The organism is Arthrobacter tecti (genome assembly GCF_054511355.1).
This window is the reverse complement of record NZ_JBTNCT010000009.1, coordinates 1-18,365: the sequence shown is the minus strand read 5'-3', so window position 1 is coordinate 18,365 and position 18,365 is coordinate 1. Positions and strand designations below refer to the sequence as shown.

16 protein-coding genes are annotated in these 18,365 nt (G+C 62.2%); 7 read left to right on the top strand and 9 right to left on the bottom strand.

The window, feature by feature from the left end; translation table 11 throughout:
• Positions 1–84: 84 nt before the first annotated feature.
• Both ACX80C_RS11355 and ACX80C_RS11350 read right to left on the bottom strand, forming a co-directional pair.
• Positions 85–1,131 carry a D-2-hydroxyacid dehydrogenase gene (locus tag ACX80C_RS11355; protein ID WP_459326579.1) on the bottom strand — a complete coding sequence of 349 codons (1,047 nt, stop codon included), beginning with the start codon at positions 1,129–1,131 and terminating at the stop codon, positions 85–87.
• 57 nt (positions 1,132–1,188) lie between these two features.
• Entirely contained in the window at positions 1,189–2,232 is a 1,044-nt protein-coding gene (locus tag ACX80C_RS11350; RefSeq protein ID WP_459326578.1) for a hypothetical protein, read from the bottom strand.
• Between the two features lie 117 nt (positions 2,233–2,349).
• On the opposite strand from ACX80C_RS11350, the gene ACX80C_RS11345 reads away from it, so the two are divergent.
• From ACX80C_RS11345 to ACX80C_RS11335, 3 genes are read left to right on the top strand one after another with little or no spacing between them, the layout of a single operon-like run.
• A complete protein-coding gene (locus ACX80C_RS11345) occupies positions 2,350–3,924 on the top strand; it encodes an AbgT family transporter (protein ID WP_459326577.1) in 1,575 nt (524 codons plus the stop codon).
• A gap of 34 nt (positions 3,925–3,958) precedes the next feature.
• Positions 3,959–5,269 carry an amidohydrolase gene (locus ACX80C_RS11340; RefSeq protein ID WP_459326576.1) on the top strand — a complete coding sequence of 437 codons (1,311 nt, stop codon included), beginning with the start codon at positions 3,959–3,961 and terminating at the stop codon, positions 5,267–5,269.
• 2 nt (positions 5,270–5,271) lie between these two features.
• On the top strand, positions 5,272–6,699 hold the full coding sequence (locus ACX80C_RS11335) for an aspartate ammonia-lyase (RefSeq protein ID WP_459326575.1): 1,428 nt from the start codon (positions 5,272–5,274) through the stop codon (positions 6,697–6,699).
• Between the two features lie 5 nt (positions 6,700–6,704).
• Here the strand turns inward: ACX80C_RS11335 and ACX80C_RS11330 are convergent, their stop codons facing one another.
• Positions 6,705–8,144: an aminotransferase-like domain-containing protein gene (locus ACX80C_RS11330; protein ID WP_459326574.1), complete on the bottom strand. Its 1,440-nt coding sequence runs from the start codon at positions 8,142–8,144 to the stop codon at positions 6,705–6,707.
• Between ACX80C_RS11330 and ACX80C_RS11325 the strand changes: the two genes are divergently transcribed.
• Positions 8,143–9,069 carry a DMT family transporter gene (locus ACX80C_RS11325; protein ID WP_459326573.1) on the top strand — a complete coding sequence of 309 codons (927 nt, stop codon included), beginning with the start codon at positions 8,143–8,145 and terminating at the stop codon, positions 9,067–9,069. The genes ACX80C_RS11330 and ACX80C_RS11325 overlap by 2 nt on opposite strands.
• Here the strand turns inward: ACX80C_RS11325 and ACX80C_RS11320 are convergent.
• The 5 genes from ACX80C_RS11320 to ACX80C_RS11300 all read right to left on the bottom strand — a co-directional run bounded on the left by ACX80C_RS11320 (position 8,987) and on the right by ACX80C_RS11300 (position 13,937).
• Positions 8,987–9,607 (bottom strand): GNAT family N-acetyltransferase, encoded by a 621-nt coding sequence (locus tag ACX80C_RS11320; RefSeq protein ID WP_459326572.1) that lies wholly within the window; start codon positions 9,605–9,607, stop codon positions 8,987–8,989. The genes ACX80C_RS11325 and ACX80C_RS11320 overlap by 83 nt on opposite strands.
• 111 nt (positions 9,608–9,718) lie before the next feature.
• Positions 9,719–10,429 carry an ABC transporter ATP-binding protein gene (locus ACX80C_RS11315; protein WP_459326571.1) on the bottom strand — a complete coding sequence of 237 codons (711 nt, stop codon included), beginning with the start codon at positions 10,427–10,429 and terminating at the stop codon, positions 9,719–9,721.
• Complete coding sequence (locus ACX80C_RS11310; RefSeq protein WP_459326570.1) at positions 10,416–13,199, bottom strand: hypothetical protein; 2,784 nt, start codon at positions 13,197–13,199, stop codon at positions 10,416–10,418. Before ACX80C_RS11310 ends, ACX80C_RS11315 begins: the two co-directional genes overlap by 14 nt.
• A gap of 10 nt (positions 13,200–13,209) precedes the next feature.
• Positions 13,210–13,521, bottom strand: a complete 312-nt coding sequence (locus tag ACX80C_RS11305; protein WP_459326569.1) for a hypothetical protein — start codon at positions 13,519–13,521, stop codon at positions 13,210–13,212.
• Positions 13,522–13,664: 143 nt separating this feature from the next.
• Positions 13,665–13,937 carry an ATP-binding protein gene (locus tag ACX80C_RS11300; protein ID WP_459326568.1) on the bottom strand — a complete coding sequence of 91 codons (273 nt, stop codon included), beginning with the start codon at positions 13,935–13,937 and terminating at the stop codon, positions 13,665–13,667.
• A gap of 9 nt (positions 13,938–13,946) precedes the next feature.
• On the opposite strand from ACX80C_RS11300, the gene ACX80C_RS11295 reads away from it, so the two are divergent.
• From ACX80C_RS11295 to ACX80C_RS11285, 3 genes are all read left to right on the top strand, one after another.
• Positions 13,947–15,866: an HNH endonuclease gene (locus ACX80C_RS11295; RefSeq protein WP_459326567.1), complete on the top strand. Its 1,920-nt coding sequence runs from the start codon at positions 13,947–13,949 to the stop codon at positions 15,864–15,866.
• Between the two features lie 166 nt (positions 15,867–16,032).
• A complete protein-coding gene (locus ACX80C_RS11290) occupies positions 16,033–16,791 on the top strand; it encodes a class I SAM-dependent methyltransferase (RefSeq protein ID WP_459326566.1) in 759 nt (252 codons plus the stop codon).
• Between the two features lie 7 nt (positions 16,792–16,798).
• On the top strand, positions 16,799–17,650 hold the full coding sequence (locus ACX80C_RS11285) for a glycosyltransferase family 2 protein (protein WP_459326565.1): 852 nt from the start codon (positions 16,799–16,801) through the stop codon (positions 17,648–17,650).
• Between the two features lie 3 nt (positions 17,651–17,653).
• On the opposite strand, the gene ACX80C_RS11280 is transcribed toward ACX80C_RS11285, so the two are convergent.
• The gene (locus tag ACX80C_RS11280; protein ID WP_459326564.1) at positions 17,654–18,232 is read right to left on the bottom strand and encodes a hypothetical protein; all 579 of its coding nucleotides are present in this window, start codon (positions 18,230–18,232) and stop codon (positions 17,654–17,656) included.
• Positions 18,233–18,365 lie beyond the last annotated feature (133 nt).

Here is an 18,365-nt window from a genome sequence, read left to right as displayed (position 1 = left end):
CCTAAGCATCAGCGCGTGTGAGAAACGCCCGTAGTCCCATAGCCAGACAAGTGGCTGTAACGGCTCTGCTTCTCGCCCGCGAACTCAGTAGAACTCGACCGTGTTGACGACGTTCAGCAGCGGCTTCCCGTCCAGGAGGCGACCAGCGTTCTCCGCGAACAGTTCCGCGATCTTGCGCTCCTCCTCAAGGTAGGTTCCGGCGTTGTGGGGGCTTACGACGACGTTCGGCAGGTCCCACAGCGGACTGACGGCCGGAAGCGGCTCGTTCTCGAACACGTCAAGCGCCGCGAAGCCCACTCTTCCGTCCGAGAGGGCCTCGATCAGTGCCTCCTCATCAATGGTGGAGCCGCGGCCCACATTCACTACGGTGATTCCCGGTTTCACGTACCGAAGAGCGTCGCGGCTGAGCATATGACGGGTCTGTTCGGTCGCGGGTAGACAGAGCACGACGGCGTCCGCTTCCGAAAGGACCTCCGCCAGACGCTCGGGCGGTTCGACGGTGGCGACTCCAGGCGCCCTAACGTTGCGCCGGTGCACCCCGACGACGTCAGCTCCCAGGGCGCCGAGCTTTTTCGCCAGCGCGCGACCTATCCCGCCGAGTCCGACGACGGCGACACGCTGGGCCGAAACTAACGGCACCGCACGCCGTGCTCCCCATGTGTGCTTGCGCTGATCTGCCATCAGACGTGGCAGTTCCTTCGCACCGGCAAAGACGCCAAACACCGCAAATTCTGCCAGGGGCTCACCGTGAATGCCGCCGGAGGTGGTGAATACGATGCGCGACAGTTCGTCTTCGGTTAGTTGGGCAGCTTTGACTTGCCCTCCTCCGCCGGCCGGTGTGGTGTGTACCCAACGCAGTCTCGGGTTCGCCCGCACTGCTCTTCGAAGTTGTCTTCCGGATTGTCCTGGCACGCCGTATAGCGCGTCCGCGCCGTCGATGAGTTGCTCATATTTAGCCTGCTGCGCGTGCGTGCGCTGAAAGTCAGGATCTCCCTGATGGTCGCCGGGGTAGAGCTGCGGAGGCAACAGCGTCTGATCCCGGATCATCGTGACACGCGGTTCAAGTTCCTCGACCAGCTTGCACAGCGACTCGGGTAGGGGAGTCGGCACAAAGACGCGCAACTCGCTCACGGGGCTCCCGTCGTCGCCATAATTTCCATTGTGAGCCTTCGCCGGTCCGTGGCGGGTTCAGGGCCTGGCCGTGCGGCGGCCGGCGGTGAGGGGGAACCCCATTCGCTTAGCGGTCGAAAAAACAACGGAGCGGTCCTGGATATCCAGGGACGGCAGCCACAACGCGAGGCGCGTCTCCAGCTCCGGGAGTGCTTCAAGAGTGTGTAACCAGACAGTGACATGGAGGTTCACCGGTCCGGCCAGGACCAGCATGGAGCGCATCTCAGGCAGGAGTCGACGGCCTGTTGCCGCCGATGCGGAGCGTTCGGTCCACAGCTTGGCGGCTTCCGCGCTGGAGATACGGGCCCAGAGCATCACTACCGCTTGCCACCCAAGGTCCTGTGCGCTGATGTCACACCTGATCCGCAGGTCGGGGAGGTTCAGCAGCCGGGTCAACTTTCGTCCCACTGTGCTGGTACTTGCCGCAATCCCGTGGCGCTCGCTGAGCCTGCGGGCCAACTCTGCGGTGCTCATCCGTCCGTCCATCGCCAATTCCTTCAGCAGGGCGCCAGCCACCGGATCCCTGCGCACCCAGGCTGTATCCATTCCGGGATCGGCTTGTCCCTGGTCCAGCCGCGCGAGGGATCGACGCTGGGCCGGGCTGAGCGCGGCGGTACGCCAGTGGGCGGCACTGGTGACGACTCCGACTGCGGGAAAGACCTGCATCCGGTCTATCCCATGGAGGGATTCCAGGGTTTCGCCGATGAATCCTTCGGTTTCCCGGGGTCCGTCGGTGGAGACGAGCAGGACGATGCTGTTCATTCCGCTAACGCAGTGGACGGTCCGTACCAGCGGATCGGGCACGAGTTTCTCCAGAACTTCTGATCGCCGGCCACTTCGGGTCTGCAGCAGCACAAACGTGGTTGCCTGGCCGCTGACATCTTGTTGGTCCACCAGCGAGACCCATGCCAGCCCGGCGGAAGAGATTCGACGCCAGCGTTCCGCGAGCGTATCTTCGCCCATCTCAAGGATGTGAGCCAGATCGGACCAGTTTGCCCGCGGTGCGTCCTGAAGTGCACTGATGAGTTGCAGGTCACTTTCATCGGCGAATGGGCGATTCATGGGATGGATTCTTCCCCACTGCGGATTTCCCGGCAATTTTCCGGACCGTTAACGTCCCGTTCGTAATCTGGATCGACTACATCCTCCACCCTTCATTCTTTCCTCTAGGAGTGTTCCATGGCTGCAACCACTCTGCTGGTACGCCCGTTCAATCGGGCGATCAGAGGGATCGAGGTCGTCGGCAACAAGCTGCCGCACCCCATGTATCTGTTTATCTACCTGTTCGCGGCGATCGCCGTGATTTCCACTATCCTCGCGGCTGTGGGAGCATCCGTGACCATCCCCGGCTCGGGCGAGCAGGTGGCGGTTCGGGGCTTCTTCACGCAGGAAGGCACCCTGTGGTTCCTGGAGAACTTCGTCAAGAACGTCGTTTCCTTTCCACCGCTGATCACGGTCATTCTCATGGTCATGGCGGTGGGAGTCGCTGAGAGGACCGGTCTGATCAATGCGGCGATTGTCGCGGTGTTCGCCCGGGCACCGCGTGCATTGGTTCCCTACGCGGTGGCGATCATCGCGTGCCAGGCGCATGTGCTGAGCGACGTCGCGATGATCGTTGTTCCGGCGTTGGCGGCGCTGGTCTTCCTCAAGGCCGGGCGCAATCCTATTGCAGGCCTGATCGGATCCGTATCCTGCGTCGCCGCGGGCTACTCCGGTGGAATGCTGCTGGGCGCACTGGACACGCTGCTGGTAGGCATCACGGACCAGGCCGTGACCATTCTGCCCGGATACGAGGTTCACACCTCGCTGCTGATGAACTGGTTCTACACGACCGCGTCCGGACTGATTTTGGGCGTGCTGGGTGGATTCCTGATCGACCGGGTCTTGGAGCCGCGTTGTCCCGCCCCTTCTGTTGACGGCCTGGCCTCCAAACTTTCCGTCCCGGAGCAGATGGCAGATCCGGGCGAGGGGCCGCAGGATATGACGCTTACGGCTCTGCAGCGCCGCGGACTGTGGGCTGCGGTCGTCGCCCTGGTGGTGTTCCTCGGCGGCTTGGTTACGGTCTGGCTTCTGCCCGGCAGCCCACTGCAGGGTGAAGGCGGAACGCTGGTTCCCTCGCCGCTACTTTCGGCAATGATCCTCGTGACCTTCACCAGTTTCATCCTCGCCGCGGTGGTCTATGGTGTGGCTGCGCGGACGCTGACCAGTAAGGACCAGATTCCCGAAATGATGAGCAAGGCGGTCACTTCGGTGGCTCCCTACGTGGTGTTCGTCTTCGTGATCGCCCAGGCACTGTCGCTCTTTACCTGGTCCAACGTCGGCACCCTCCTGGCCGTGAACATGGCAGCGGGCTTCCAGTCCATCGGGCTGACCGGTTTCGGTGCCCTGCTGGTCTTCGTTGTGCTCGCCTGTGTGCTGAACCTGCTCATCACCAGCGGTTCGGCGCTGTGGTCCTTGCTGGCCCCGGTATTCGTACCCGGGTTCATGCTGTTGGGGTTGTCCCCAGCCGCCACCCAGGCCGCCTTCCGCATTGGCGACTCCGTCTCGCAGCCGCTCAGCCCAATGAACGCGATGCTCATAGTGGTCCTGACCATGCTCCAGCAGTACGAACCCAACGCGAAACTGGGCACACTGATTGCTCGCAGCGCGATCTTCGCGATCCCCTTCTTCGTTGTCTGGACCGCTATCCTTGCCGTCTTCTACTTCCTTGACCTGCCGCTCGGCCCCGGCGCATCCTTCCACCTGCCTCGATAAGAGACCTGAACACGAAACGGAGCTTTACACCGACATGCATACCACTGAAATTTCTGCCCTGCGCCGCCAACTTCATCATCATGCGGAGCCCGGCTTCCTGGAATACCGCACGGCGGGTGTCGTTGTGCAGACCCTCCGCGATCTCAACATCCCGCATCTCACCGGCAAGCAGGCCATGGACATGGCCACGGTGCCAGTGCCTCCAACCAGTGAAGAGCAGGAGGAGTGGGCACGCCTGGCGGTTGACGCCGGAGTGGATGCTGAGCTGGTGCGCGCGTTCAGAGCTGATGGCACTGCCGTTGTCGCGATCATGGAGGGAAACCGTCCGGGACCGGCATGGGGGCTGCGCGTCGATATGGACGCGTTGCCGATTATCGAGTCCACCGACGCCGGTCACTTTCCTGCCGCTCACGGATTCGGTTCCAACACCACATACATGCACGCCTGTGCCCACGACAGTCACACCGCCATCGGGCTTGCCCTGGCCTCCCGGCTGGCCGACGGGAACTTTCCTGGGACGGTACGCATCCTGTTCCAGCCGGCGGAAGAAGGGGTGCGTGGTGCGCTGCCGATGATCCGTGCCGGCGTCGTCGAGGGTATTGATCGTATGCTGGCCGTCCACCTCGGCGGTGACCTGCCCACGGGCACCGTGGTGGGTGGGTGCGATGGCGCCATGGCAACCACCAAATGGACTGCCAGGTTCACTGGAGAGGCTGCGCATGCGGCGGCGTCGCCGGAAAGTGGTCGTAACGCGCTGGCAGCGGCAGCCCACGCGACGTTGGCCATTCTGGGAACGTCCCGCTTCGCTGCGGCTGACACCCGGGTAAATGTCGGTACTTTCCATGCGGGCGGCGGCGCCAACATCATTCCCGCCGATGCGACCATCACCTATGAAACGCGATCTTCCGCCAATGAGGTGCTTGAGGAGATGAATCGCAGGGTGGAGGACATCGTGAGGGGCTCGGCTCAGATGTATAACGTCGAGGCGGATACACGTATCTACGGCGCCGCTGCCAGCTCCATTGCAGACGCTGCACGGTTGGAGGAACTCGCGGCGGCTGCCGCAGCCATACCTGCGATCACGCAGTTCATTGACCGGGACACCGCCGTCGGTGGCAGCGATGATGCGCATCTGATGATCCGCGAAGTCCAGAAGGCCGGCGGTACCGGAGCGTACATCATGGTGGGGGCGAGCAATCCCGCACCGCACCACAACCCGCGATTCGATGTTGACGAGGCCGCCCTGGAAATCGCCGTCAGCCTGCTCGAGCGTGTATTCCGTGCAGCGTCGGCTGACAATGAGGCGGAGCAGCTCTCCCAGGCCGGAGCGGGTGTTCGGTCCTGACGATGACCACTACCCGAATCGAACACGATCTGCTGGGCGACTTGCCCGTGCCGCTGCACGCCTACTACGGGGTGCACACAGTGCGGGCGCAACAGAATTTTCAGGTTACCGGCAACTCGCTGTCCCAGTTCCCGGAATTGGTTGGGTCCTTGGCGGCGGTCAAGCAGGCCGCTGCCAGGGCGAACATGGACCTGGGCATACTTCCCGTCCAGCAGGGCGAAGTGATCGTTGCTGCCTGCGACGAGATTCGTGGCGGGGCATTGCTGGACCAATTTGTGCTGGATCCGATCCAGGGCGGTGCGGGAACATCCACGAACATGAACGCCAACGAGGTCATCGCTAACCGGGGGTTGGAACTGCTGGGTCATGAGCGGGGTGAGTACCAATTTCTCCATCCGCTTGAGCACGTTAACCGCGGTCAGAGCACCAATGACGTTTACCCTACGGCCCTTAGAATTGCAGGAATCCTTGCCGGGCAGGAACTGCTAGCGAGCATGAGGCATCTTCGAGCCAGCTTTGATGTGAAGGCACAGGAGTTCGCTCCGGTGGTGAAGATGGGGCGGACTCAGCTCCAGGATGCGGTGCCCATGACACTGGGTCAGGAATTCTCATCCTATTCAGTGATGCTCGAAGAGGACGAGCAGCGTCTTTCCGAGTCGCTGCTCATGTTGCACGAGATCAACCTTGGAGCGACGGCGATCGGCACGGGTATCACGGCTGCTCCCGGCTACGCTGAGCAAGCGCGGGCGCATCTGGCGCAGATCACCGGTCTGCCGTTGGTTACTTCGCCGAATCTGGTTGAGGCAACCCAGGACTGCGGTTCATTCGTATTGTTCTCCGGAGTGCTGAAGCGCATTGCCGTCAAGCTGTCGAAGATCTGCAACGATCTGCGACTGCTCTCCTCCGGCCCCCGGGCCGGGCTGGCGGAGATCAACCTGCCGGCCCGCCAGGCGGGCTCCTCGATCATGCCGGGAAAGGTGAACCCGGTGATTCCGGAACTGGTCAATCAGGTCGCCTTCGAGGTCATCGGCAATGACGTGACCGTAACTATGGCAGCGGAGGCAGGTCAGCTGCAGTTGAATGCCTTTGAGCCGATCATCGGCTACTCCCTGCTCAAGAGCTGCCGCCACCTCGCAGCCGCCACGCGGACGCTCGCAAACCTGTGCGTTGACGGAATCACAGCCAACAAGGAGTTCCTACGCGCGCAGGTTGAGAACAGTATCGGCACTGTCACTGTACTCAACCCGCACATCGGCTACGCAGCTGCAACAGCTATAGCCCAGGAGGCCTTGGCCAGCGGGCGAACCATCACGGATCTCGTACTGGAGAAGGCCCTCCTTTCGCCCGAGGACCTGGAGGCGTTGCTGTCTCCTGAATCCCTTGCCACGCCTCCACAAGCAGTCGATCAGCGCGTGCCAAGCATCAGCTAGGACACCTATAACGATGACGGCGCTGGGCATTGTCGACTGGTTGTCCGTTCGAGCGACCGGCCGAGGATGCGGGCGCCGTCGGGAAACGCCCCGGGATTCGCTCCGGCGTAGTTGAGCCGGATGAACGGCCCGGTGGGTTCGGCGGGGAACCACTCATTGCCCGGGGTGACAATGGCTCCGCCCAACTCGCAGTCGCGGATGAATTGTTCCAGATCGGTGCCGTCAGGCAACTGCGCCCAGAGGTTCAGACCGCCTTTTGGGACGAGCGGCACATGGATTTGTGGGGCATGTTGCACGAGGCTGGTGAGCAGTAAGTCGCGGCGCGATCGAAGTTGTTGGGGCAAACTGCGAAGGTGGGTCTGCCAGGCGGGTTGGGTGAGGATGTCGAGCGCAGCTGCCTGCAGGATTCCGCTGACATACATCGACTCGCTTGCCCTGTCCGCCAGAATGCGTTCGCGTGCGGGTCCCCTGGCGATCACCCCGGCAACGCGGATTGAAGGGGAGACGCTCTTGGTCAGCGAACGAAGGTAGATCACGTGGCCGGAATCGTCCCTGGCTGCGACGGGCACGGCCGTGGTCTCAATTCCAAAGTCATGCGCCCAGTCATCCTCGATAAGGAACGCAGCGTTCTCTTGCACGATTCTGAGCACCTCCTGCGTGCGCGCGGGCGTCCATTGGGCACCGGTTGGGTTGGCGAAGTTTGGTTGTGCATAGAACAACCGTGCCCCGGTCTCCTCGAATGCGCGGCCAAGCTCTTCCGGATCCGGCCCATCAGGTCCGCTGGGTACCGGAACGACTTCGACGCCGGTGTGGAGCGCAGCAAGGATGGCTCCCCAGTAGGTGGGCGATTCCATGAGAATCGGTTGGCCGCTGCCGACCAGCGAACGGAAGATTGAGCTCAATGCGCTTTGGCTACCCGGCACAACTATGACGTCGTTCGGTGTGGGTGGAGCGATTCCGGACAGGGTTGCGGTTCGTAACTCCTGAGCAAACCAGGATTGAAGTTCCGGTAGCCCCGCGGCAGCAGGTCTGGAGAGGGCGGCAGCGCCTCTGGTTGCCCGGGTGAGTGCTGAGCGGATCAACCTCTCCGGCAACAGTTCCCGGTCCGGGTATCCGGAATGGAAGGCTACGACGTCATCTGCTGTACTCCGCATTGCGCTGGGCAGTGGGCGCGACGGAAATCGTGGGGACCGCAGGGCTGCGGTTTGCCAGCCGTAGTCGGATGGCCGGGCCTGGCTGGCAGCGCGGACGAAAGTCCCGGCGCCCGGTCGACTTTCGATCAGTCCATCAGCGGCAAGGATTCGCAGGGCCTTCTGTACGGTGACGGGGCTGGCGCTGTAATCGGCTACCAGCGTGCGGGTTGAGGGCAGCCGGGCTCCCGGTGGGGCGTTTGCCATCCAATCTCTGAGCTGCAGCACAATACGGCTACTGCTATCGTTGTTCATGGGAAACAACAGTAGCGCTACTCAAAGTTCGAGGCAACCGCTATCGCGGAATCCCTTATCAGGAGTCGGCTGGGGGCTCATCGGGGTTGCTGCGTTCTCTTTTACCGTGCCCTTCACCCGAGTGGCAGTCGAAGGTATGTCCCCATTGTTTGTGGGCTCCGGGCGGGCCGTCGTTGCGGCCGTTCTCGCCGGCGTCGTTCTGTGCATTTCCAGGCAGGCACGCCCGCGAGGTGCGCAGTGGAAGCGGCTTGCCGTCGTCGTCGGCGGCATTGTTGTTGGCTTTCCGCTACTGACGTCTTTCGCCCTGACGACGGCGGACGCGAGCCACAGTGCGGTGGTCATCGCGTTGCTTCCGGCAGCCACGGCTGTGGTGGCCGTCCTTCGTGTGGGGGAGCGCCCTGGGTCCGCATTCTGGGCCGCAACCTGCGCCGGGGTGATTGCTGCGCTGGGTTTCGCACTGATCCAGTCGGGCAAGTTCGGCGAGATTGCCTGGGCGGATCTGCTCCTCATAGGTGCGGTGATCGCCGCTGCAGTGGGTTACGCCGAGGGTGGTCTGTTGGCGCGTGAACTTGGGGCGTGGCAAACCGTTTCGTGGGCATTGATGCTGGCTTCACCGGTCATGTTGATCCTGACTGTTCTCGCCCTGGTTCAGGATCCGGTGTCGGCAACTCCACTGCAGTGGGCGGCATTTTCCTATCTTGGGGTGGTGAGCATGTTCCTCGGATTCTTCGCCTGGTATCGCGGTCTTGCTGCCGGGCCGATGACGCAGGTCAGCCAGATTCAGCTCGTGCAGCCTGTGCTGACCATCGGTTGGGCGGCCCTCTTGCTGGGCGAGGACCTTACTATAGCGACCGTGATTGGGGGAGTGGCGGTAGTACTTTGTGCCGGCTTAGCTGTTCGGACGCGGGTGAAGGGACGGCATTGAGCTGGCTTGTCGCAGTGCTCTCGTATGGTGAGCCGCGGCCGGTGGGGGAGTTCCGCCATTCGGCCGAGGTGATAGCGAACTGGCGGTAGAAGGTCTTTGTTCCGAGGTAGGTTTCATCTGTACCTCGTCCTGGTTCGCGCATGCCGAGGCGTTGGAGAATGCGGACGGACGGTTCGTTGGCCGCGAGTGCTTCTGCCCAGACTTCCGCGAGCTGCAGCCTGTCGAAAGCGTGATGAAGACCGGCCAGCGCTGCACTTGTTCCTAGTCCTTGGCCCCAGGACGATCGCTGGCCGATTAGGTAGCCGAGTTCACGTCGTTCAGATTCGGTCCCGTGCAGGTCCACGTAACCGAGCAGGATCTCCTTATCTCTGTTCGCGTCATCCGTGCCGTCGTCGCCCACCACCCCCAGCCTGATGAGGTCGGCAGGCGGGTTCTCGATCAGCTTCCGCCAGAACGCATACCGTTCCGGCGCCGCTACGTCAGCGGCCCAGTCTGCCTCCGCACAGAATTGTGAGTCATCGCCCCAGTGAGCAATCACCGCCGCGTCCGCGAGGTGACTATGTCAAGGATATTTGGCCCCGGTAGGACGGTTATTTCTGGCCCCACTTTGGGCGCGACGGAAACCGACGGGCTTTCGGTTGGTTGAGTGTTAGGTGAGTCGTGTGGAGGTGTTAGCTGCTGCGAGGACTTCGGGGTCGTGGCTGGCTACGAGGATGGTTCGGCCGCTGTCTCGGATCTCTGTCATGAGTTCGATGACGGTGTCGGCGGTGCTGCGGTCGAGGCTGGCGGTGGGTTCGTCGAGGATGATTGCCTGGGGTCCGAGGAGCATCGCGCGGGCGATCGCGACGCGTTGACGTTCACCGCCGGAGAGTTTAGCGACGTCGCGTCCGGCCAGGTCGTGGAGCCGGAGTTGTTCCATCAGTTCGAGTGCTTCGTCGCGTTTGGCTGTTGCGGTGCGGTCGGCGACGGCGCTGAGCAGGACGTTCTCCAGCGCTGTGAGTCCTTGGACGAGGGCGCCGCCTTGGTCGACGTAGCTGACGAGGGACCGCCGGTGCTGGGCGAGGAGCTTCTCGTCCATTCCTGCGGTGTCTCCCCCTGCCCAACGGACTGTGCCGGTGGTGGGGCGGACCATCCCGGCTGCCACCCGGAGGACGCTGGTCTTGCCTGAGCCGCTGCGCCCCGCGATGCAGTGCATACTCTGGGCAGGCAGCGCCAGGGTCAGGGAATCCACGATGTGCAGTTCGGTGTCGTTGATCCGGGGGTACAGGATGGACACCTGATCGAGTTCGATCACTGCTTCGCCCCCGGTCGGGGCAGCGGGTTCAGTGACGGTCACTGTGTCAGTTTCAGGCTGCGGCACGAGATGTCCTTCCAGTTAGGGCAGCCAAGGCCGCCCAGGCAAATGGGATCAGCACCGCGGTGACCGTAGCGACCATCAGGTTTCCGTAGCCCGTGAAGTAAACGATAACGGCAGCGACGACGCCGGCTGGTAACGCCGATATGGCGGCGAGGAGCAGGTATTCGCTGTTGCGTGCGGTGGCGATCATCGCTGGTGTCCATCCCGCCATCTTCAGACAGGACCATTGTCCTGCCCTCGTGCGTTGATGCACGCGGGTGAGCAGCAGGATCAGGATCATCGCCGACAGTGTGCCGGTCAGCATAAGGGCGAGGTTAGGTGTCCGCAACCGGTCCGCAGCAAGCTCGCCGAGCCCAGTGCCGCCCACGTTGCCGAGCATGCTCACCGACAAACCCGCTAGGACTCCGGCCGTCACCCCGAGCACCAGGCCGGAGATCAGCAGCAATCCGGTAGTCGAGCGGTCCATGGCCAGGTGCCGGACCGCCAGTAAGCTCGGCGTGAGCGCGCTGACTCGCGGTGATTTATTCTTCCGTGCTGTCGTAGTGGGTGGCTGGGAGCCGGACGGTGTACGTCCTGCGGCTCCTGCCGCCGGGTGAGGCAGTGCTGTCGGGGTAGCTGAGGTGACAGCGACGATTAGTGCGCCGGCGAACGCGACCGCGAGGACGATCCCGGTTCCAGCGGTCACGAGAGTGGGTTGAAAGATCGAACACACCACGGCGGTGAGGACGACGACGCCGGCGGGAAGGCTGACCTGCTTCAGGAGCCAACCGCTGATCTGCCGGTTGGTCCAGCCGGCCTGCTGCAGCGTGACTCCATCGGATCTGCGAGAACGGGCAAACAGGGCGGCGCAAACACCGGCCAGGACCAAACCCGCCAGGGCGGTGATGGCCAAGGAGACCCAGGAGCTGAGGTCTACCTGCGCGTTGATCGCTTGTACGGCGCCGAGCTGAGACCAATTCTGCTCCACCGTGCCCAACGGTTCCGTCCCGGTCTCTGTGTGGAAGTAGTCCGGGACCGTGAACGAGACGGGAATCAGGGAGGCTCCGGCGACCACATCGACCCGGTAACCCATCCCGGAAATGGTCCCGGCCGCGTCGAGGATCCGGTTCAACTGGGACTGCCAGGAACCTGTTCCCGCATCAACACGGACCCGGATCGCATCAATTACTGGGGCGCTCTGATCAGCACCACGCATATGTAACAGACCCCGGATGTCGGTGATCGCTGACGGTGGAGTGCCGGTCAAACCCGTCGACTGCACCGACGACGCAAGCACATCATCCGTTGGGTTCCCTGCAGCGTCCTGAATCCTGGTCATCGGCTGCTGATCATACCCACCCAACGGAACATAATTGACCCCTACCAGGCCTTGGATCTCCTCGGGGTCGAATACGTCCACGGTAAAGGGGATGACCCCGGCATCGGTTCCCAGTGCCGATGCTTGTTCTCTGTAAACGGTGGCTTCCACCGGAAGCCGTTGGGAGTTATCAGCCAAGATGTCGAGGACGGCAGGAATGTCTTCTGGCAATCGGTTCAGATCTACCGAGTCCTGAGGAGTAACGGAGAGTGAACCGCCCTGGGAATCTCCTTCGAACCGCAGTGGGCTGTGTACTTCCGCCTGTCCAGGCAGAGAATAGTAGGGGCACCGGTTGGAGAAGCTATCAGCTTCTCCGGTGACTTCAAGGACAGGAGCAAGAGCGGTGGCGGAGACTGAACCGACGGCGAACGATGCCTGTTCGGTGATTTCCTTCGAACCGGAGGGTGAGGAAACGGTGACTTCAACGGTGAAGTTTTGCGACGGTGAAAGCGGAACGACTACCGGTACGATCTCGGAACTGGCTTTGGCTTCCGTGCTTAGTTCCTGCCAGTAGCTAAGCCCGAAGTTGTAATCATCCAAGGACGTGGGGTAACCCTTCACCCGGGACGTCATTTCGCCCGCAGCGTTAGGTACATGCAGGCTCTCAAACGGTGTGGCTCTACTCGCCTCAAGATACTGGTTGTAGCCTCGGTTCGGTGCCTCCGTTTCCACGGCCAAGGTATCCAGGAACCCGCCGCGCTCTCCAAGTAGCCGCTGCTCACTCACCGGGTCGACGGCCAGTATGCTCGGCGACGTTACCGGCGGAGGCGGCAGGCACACCGAGAAAGTTTCACCACTGGACTGAGTTCTAGCGGGCGCCGGAAAGTAAGGCAGTTGAAGATTGCGGGTACCAGGAGATTGAGCCTCTATCTCCTTGAGGCTGGCGTTGGGTCCGTCGGTTTCGAAAGATTCATCCCATGCTGCTTGCCCGGCAGAATTTGTTGCGGGGATGAGTCCCGCAGCTACGTCGTCGACGAAAACCCGTTCGTGGACCCCATCATCATGGGTAAGAACAGCTTGGATTTCGACAGGATCGCCGATCTGTGCCCCGAGAGCTGCGGCCAATTCCTCCGGAGTAAATCTGAGTTCCGGACCATTGACGAAGGAAGGTACGGACCCGGCGACCGCTATCGGAGCAGCAATATCAATGCTCGCGACACCCTGGACTTGCTGCCAGTCATTCCATGAAAGCCCGCCGCCACCGTCGACGAAGGACGAATCCGCGAAGCCTACGGGGATGCCGTCAGTGGCCGTGTCCTCTGCTTGGACCAGAAGATCGTAGAGGCCCCGCGAATTCTCGTCCAACGTTTCAGCGAGAACCGCGCGGCTCTGCGCGGAAATAGTTGTTGACAGTGCGATTGTGGCGGCCAAGATAACGGCCGCCACAATCAGCACCGTGCTAAATCGATGCTTCATCTATGAGATGCTAGAAGATGCAGCTGCCACCCGTCGGGGACATGGAGCTGAGCTTGCTCCAGTTGTAGTCATCGAACCCCTGCTTGCGGGAGTTCTGAATCGGCGCGAAGAAGTACTTGGTTCCGCTCCACTCGCCGGCGTAGGTGTTCGAGACTGAGGTTCTGTACTCGGTGACTCTCGTACCGGAATATGGGCAGGCAGCGGCGGCCGCGTTGGCGGATTCCGTTGCCGGCACCGAGGTAGCCTGTGCGGCACCTCCGGTGAAGGCAGAAGCGCATAAGACGAGCGCTGCTGCAGCAGTGATGGACTGTATTTTCTTCATGGTTCCCCTTGTCCCCGCGACTCATTGTGTGAGTCATTGTGAGTGGCATCACGTCGATGCCACTTTTCACGCTAACAGCCCACCTCAGGTGTGAATAGACTCCGGAACAAGATTAGTTGTGTTTGTCAAATGGTCCGTAATATTCAGCTCGCCGATCGCTGTGCTCTGGTGTGGGCGAGGCGGTAGGAGTCGGTGCCGGTTTCGATGATGGTGCCGTTGAAGGTGAGTCGGTCGACGATGGCTGCGCAGAGCCTGGGGTCGGTGAAGGTTTTGGTCCAACCACTGAAGGATTCGTTGGAGGCGATCGCGATGGAGTTCTTCTCTTCTCGTTCGGTGAGGACCTGGAAGAGCAGTTCCGCACCGCGGCGGTCCAATTCCATGGCGAGTACCTTTGGGATGATTTCCTGACGGAACATGACTTCCGGGTGGAGGACCTTGAGGAATACCACCTCGGGGTGGAACTTTCGGATGATCCGTCGCCCGAAGTGCTGGATCTCGTCTACCCCGCGTTCTTTGAAGAGCACCCGCACAATGCGGGAAGGGGAGCTCCCTCGGATGCGTCATCCAGCCGTGAGCCGATCGTGAGCCAGCTCGTTTGGGAGCTCAGCGGTCCTCCATCCGCGGCTGCGGGCACCGTTTCTACGTACGACTCAGAGCGTCAGTCCGCTACGAATATGGAGCCTGGTAGAGAACCGACGGCGAACGACGACGCCGGGGATGCGGCATCCGTCGGCACCTCCGGCTGTGCCGCAGATTCAGCTTCACGAGGAGACCTATCCGGGCGGGTGGCGCTCCAGGGATTGGAGGATCTCGATCTTGGCGCACTTGCGGGGGTGTTGAGTGACCTTGCAGGGTTACGGTCTTGGGTGGATGCTGTTGAAGCGCGGGTGGTATCCCGGATCGCTGATCGCACCCGTGAGTGGGTGGAGCCGAGGCAGCACCCTGGGAGCCTCCGATCGGACATGGTCAGGTCGGCCACTGCCTCAGAGATCGCTATGGCCTACAACGTCCCGGAACGTTCCGCGTACGGGCTTGTCGAAGAATCAATCCAGCTCACTGAGCGCCATCCGGCCACACTGGACGCGCTCACCGAGGGGCGGATTTCGCGGAGGCATGCGGTGTTGATTGCTCAGGAATCCCTCGGCCTCCCGGACCAAGCGGTCCGTGGCTTCGAGAAGGAACTTCTCGCGCTGGCGGAGAGTCTGACAGTCGCGAAGTTGGCTCGGCGGGGCCGCCGGTTGCGTGAGGAGCACCACCCCGAAACCCTGCCGGTGCGTAAGGCCAGAGCCGTCACCGAGCGCCATATTGAGTACAGGCCCGACGACGACGGCATGGCCTGGTTCCACGCTTACCTCCCCGCCGAGCAGGCCTGCGGGATTTACAACCGACTCACCGCCGCCGCCTGTCGATTGAACACCCCAGATGAGTCCCGCACACTGACCCAGCTCCGGGCCGACGTGTTCACCGATCTCCTCACCCACATGTGCCCTCCCGAGAACGAGGGCAGCAAATCGAATGTTTCTGGAAACGAGCCCGCGGGTCGAGGCGCGGACGTACTGGACAGGGATGGGCGGGGCAGGGGTGGGTGGAGTAGGAGCGGACGCGGCGAGGGCAAGAGCCGCAGTAGACAGGATTCAGGGGGCGATCGCGCCGGGTGGATGGGTATCGCGGCGTCCGTGAACATCACTGTGCCAGTGCTTGCGCTCCTGGATGTCCTGAACCCGGACACAGCTGGACAGAGTTCCGACACGCATACGAATGCCAGTACCGGTGCTGAAGCCGACAGGAACACCACTGCGAACCACACAGCGAGCACCGAGACCAACACTCGAACCGGCGATGCCAACACCCAAACCGGTGCCGATACCCACGCGCGAACAGCGGATACGGCGCATGCTGGCGCAGGTTCGTGTGGTCCGGGATTGAACCAGTTCGCCGAGCTCGAAGGTTACGGGCCGATCGATGCGGAAACGGCGGCGCGGCTCGCCGGGCACGCGACGTCGTTCACCCGGATCCTTACCCACCCGGTCAGCGGATCAGTGCTTGATGTCGGCAGGGAAACCTACCGGCCGCCCAAACACCTCCAGGAGTGGATTCGGGCGAGGGACCGAACCTGCCGACATCCCGGCTGTAGCCGTGCGGCGATGGCCTGCGAAATCGACCACACCGTTCCCTGGTCCCACGGGGGCGCCACCTGCCAGTGCAATCTGGCCTGCCTGTGTAAAAAACACCACATGTACAAGAGCGAAGGAATTTGCCAATACGGTCAACCAACACCCGGCGTCATCACCGTCCGGACCAAGGCAGGAACCACCCGCACTACCAGTCCCGACCCGCCCTTCTAAGCTGGACATGCGATCCGACATGGCGCCAAACCCTCGAGAGCCCGCGATACCTCACGCCCCAAGCCAACCAACGCCCAAGCCGAACAACGCCCGAGCCAGAACGTCCAAGCCAACCAACGCCCAAGCCGGACAACGCCCAAACCAGCCACCGTGGGAAGATCGTGCAATGACGGCATCGTTCGAACAACTCCTCGCGCAAGGCTCCAGCGCCGACGTCCAAGGCTGGGACTTCTCCTGGCTGGAGGGCAGAGCAACAGAAGAGCGTCCGCCATGGGGCTACGCCAGCCTTATGGGGGAGCGAATGGCGCACGTGCAGTCGTCGCTCGATATCCAGACCGGCGGCGGCGAAGTGCTCGCGATGGCACCACAGATACCAAAACTCGCTGTCGCCACGGAGTCCTTCCCGCCGAACGTCGCCAAAGCCACCGCGCTGCTGCACCCGCGTGGGATCGTCGTCGTTGCCGACCCTGATGAACCGCCGCTTCCGTTCGCCAACGCAGCATTCGACCTCGTCACCAGCCGCAACCCCGCGACCATCTGGTGGGATGAGATTGCCCGAGTACTGAAGCCCGGCGGGAGCTACCTCGCCCAGCACGTCGGACCGGCGAGTGCCCTCGAACTCATCGAATTTTTCATGGGACCCCAGCCGCAGGCGCGCCGCGGGCGGCACCCCGATGACGAGGCAGAAGCCGCTCGTACGGCGGGACTCGATGTAGTCGACCTGCGTGAGGCGCGCCTGCGCATAGAAATTTTCGATGTAGCAGCCGTCATCTATCTTCTTCGCAAGGTCATCTGGTGGGTTCCAAGCTTCACCGTGGAGAAGTACCAGCAGCAGTTGCGCACGCTCCATGACCTCATCCAGAGCGAAGGGCCCTTTATCGCGCATTCCACGCGTCACCTGATCGAAGCCCGCCGGCCCGAGTAGGAGCATCATGAACAACCGCCTCGGCGTCGTGGTAACCAGCTTCAACCAGGGGACGATGATCGAAGAAGCCGTCACCTCTGTGCTGAACCAGACACGCAAACCGGACGCCGTCGTCGTCGTTGATGACGGGTCCACCGACCCAGTTTCCGTGGGCGTGCTCGCGGAACTGGAGCACAGCGGCGTACCGATCATTCGCCAGGAGAATCGAGGCGTAAGCGCTGCCCGGAACACTGGGATAGTGTCGCTCGGTACTGAATTGGTGGCAGTGCTCGACGGCGATGACCGCTTCCTGCCTGAGTTTCTTGCCAAGACCACCCCAAAGTTCGACGACGACGGCGTGGTCGCCGCATCGTCATGGTTAGCGATGTTCGGTGTCGCGACCGGCGTTGTTCGCCCAACTGGAGGCCGAGCCGTGGATTTCCTCGCACGGAACGCATGCCCTGCCGCAGCCGTGGTCAGGTTCTCGGAGTGGGAACGGGCGGGTGGTTATGCCGAGGACATGCGCGAAGGGTTCGAGGACTGGGATTTCTTCCTTCGCATCCTCACACCAGGCGGTAGGATCGCCATCGCTCCGGAAGCGCTGATCGAATACCGCACGCAACCCGGCTCAGCCAACGTTCGGAGCATGACCCGCAGGCTCCGGTTGTACTCGGAACTTATCGACCGACATACCGGCGTCTTCGGGAACAACTTCAAGGCAGCACTCCTCGCTCAGGAGCAGACGTCCATGATGCGCCTGGCGCGGTGGGAAGACCTCGTCGGCGCAGATGCCTCGCTTGATTTCGGAGATGCGTCCTACGGTGACGGCGGCATGGCTGCTCACGTCCGCATCGCAGCCAACCGCAGCGCACAAACGTAAGTGCTACTCGAGAGTCCTCACATCAGTCGATTCAATCTTGCCCATCGGCGAAGAGAAAGTGTCCTCCGCGACCTCCTCGAACAGCCCGGCGTCCCCACCGACAATCCCGGCCGGATGGTCGCCAACTTGATCCAGATACAACAGGTACGACCTACCGGACTCCACTTCGGTGACGCCAGGCTCCACGAACTGCTCGCCGCCCATTTCCCCGCCCATCTGGTGTACCTCGACAACTCCGCCCGGCGTGGCCGAACCCTCATGAACCTTGGTCACCAACACTGAGTACACCGTGACAGGAATTCCCATCTCCCGGAGTTCTTCGTCGCTCGGCTCATTCCCGGTCCCGGCGTATGGGTTCAGCGTCGGGTCGTCGCCGCTGAAAGGCAGCGGGTACATCACGTCACCCCTGGAGCCCTGCACCTCACCTTCGATGATGAGATTTGCGGCGTCGACCAGCTCCTCTGCTGTCTTGTAGGCAGGATAATCAGCAGTCATTTCATTCACACCGCCGGCGAACTCACCGCCGGCCACCCTCGAGGTTCCGCAACCCGCAATCAGGAGCGCGACCGACAAAAATCCCACGCCGACAACAGGGTTCCTGCTGCTAACCTCGATTTTTCATCGGGCGTTTGATCGGGCTTTTTGAGGGACGCGGCGGTCTGCTGTTGGGGTGCGTTGGTTTCGGGTCGCGTTGAGTGGCCCCGTTGGGTCCCGT

What these genes read in the sequence shown, in the direction of transcription:
- ACX80C_RS11290 (WP_459326566.1), top strand. Translation starts at nt 16,033, where the DNA reads ATGACGGCATCGTTCGAACAACTCCTCGCGCAAGGCTCCAGCGCCGAC.
- ACX80C_RS11330 (WP_459326574.1), bottom strand. Translation starts at nt 8,144, where the DNA reads ATGAACAACGATAGCAGTAGCCGTATTGTGCTGCAGCTCAGAGATTGG.
- ACX80C_RS11285 (WP_459326565.1), top strand. Translation starts at nt 16,799, where the DNA reads ATGAACAACCGCCTCGGCGTCGTGGTAACCAGCTTCAACCAGGGGACG.
- ACX80C_RS11335 (WP_459326575.1), top strand. Translation starts at nt 5,272, where the DNA reads ATGACCACTACCCGAATCGAACACGATCTGCTGGGCGACTTGCCCGTG.
- ACX80C_RS11300 (WP_459326568.1), bottom strand. Translation starts at nt 13,937, where the DNA reads ATGTTCCGTCAGGAAATCATCCCAAAGGTACTCGCCATGGAATTGGAC.
- ACX80C_RS11340 (WP_459326576.1), top strand. Translation starts at nt 3,959, where the DNA reads ATGCATACCACTGAAATTTCTGCCCTGCGCCGCCAACTTCATCATCAT.
- ACX80C_RS11345 (WP_459326577.1), top strand. Translation starts at nt 2,350, where the DNA reads ATGGCTGCAACCACTCTGCTGGTACGCCCGTTCAATCGGGCGATCAGA.
- ACX80C_RS11325 (WP_459326573.1), top strand. Translation starts at nt 8,143, where the DNA reads ATGGGAAACAACAGTAGCGCTACTCAAAGTTCGAGGCAACCGCTATCG.
- ACX80C_RS11350 (WP_459326578.1), bottom strand. Translation starts at nt 2,232, where the DNA reads ATGAATCGCCCATTCGCCGATGAAAGTGACCTGCAACTCATCAGTGCA.
- ACX80C_RS11310 (WP_459326570.1), bottom strand. Translation starts at nt 13,199, where the DNA reads ATGAAGCATCGATTTAGCACGGTGCTGATTGTGGCGGCCGTTATCTTG.
- ACX80C_RS11305 (WP_459326569.1), bottom strand. Translation starts at nt 13,521, where the DNA reads ATGAAGAAAATACAGTCCATCACTGCTGCAGCAGCGCTCGTCTTATGC.